Origin of the sequence: Corallococcus praedator, from assembly GCF_003612125.1 — a bacterium.
Lineage (GTDB): Bacteria > Myxococcota > Myxococcia > Myxococcales > Myxococcaceae > Corallococcus > Corallococcus praedator.
In genome coordinates this window covers 1-455 of sequence record NZ_RAWI01000986.1, presented here as the reverse complement: position 1 = coordinate 455, position 455 = coordinate 1, and the positions used below count along the sequence as shown (strand labels likewise).

At 77.1% G+C, this 455-nt stretch carries 1 protein-coding gene; it reads right to left on the bottom strand.

What is annotated here, in order from left to right; genetic code table 11:
• On the bottom strand, positions 1-455 hold a 455-nt coding region (locus tag D7Y13_RS46375), incomplete at both ends, for a hypothetical protein (RefSeq protein ID WP_158626226.1).

Here is a 455-nt window from a genome sequence, read left to right as displayed (position 1 = left end):
GGGCCGGGCAGTTCACCGTCCGGGGACGGTCCGCCAGCGGCGCGAGCCGGGACGGCAGCGCCTGGGCAAGCAGGCTCTGGGCCCGCGCGAGCACCCGGGCGTCGTAACGCGCCAGCAACGCGCGCAGCGATTCCAGCCGGGGCACGAACGGCGATGACGGCCGGTGGCTGACGCCGCCGGGGTCCACCTGGTCGCGCGACGCGGGCACCGGGGTGCCCACCGGATCCTCATGGAGGATGCCCGCCACCCACCGCGCGCCCTTGCCGGTGGGCGTGCGCGTCACCGTCGGGGCTCGGGAGGCTTCCACCCCCGCGCCCACCTGGCGCGGGGCTTCAAGGGTCGGGCCCGTCAGCCCCAGGAAGCCCGCGAAGGCCACCGCGCACACCACCGCCGCCAGGGCGATCCTGGTCTCGCGGAGGGCTTCGCGCCCGGAGGTGGCGGGGACGGTCGTCATG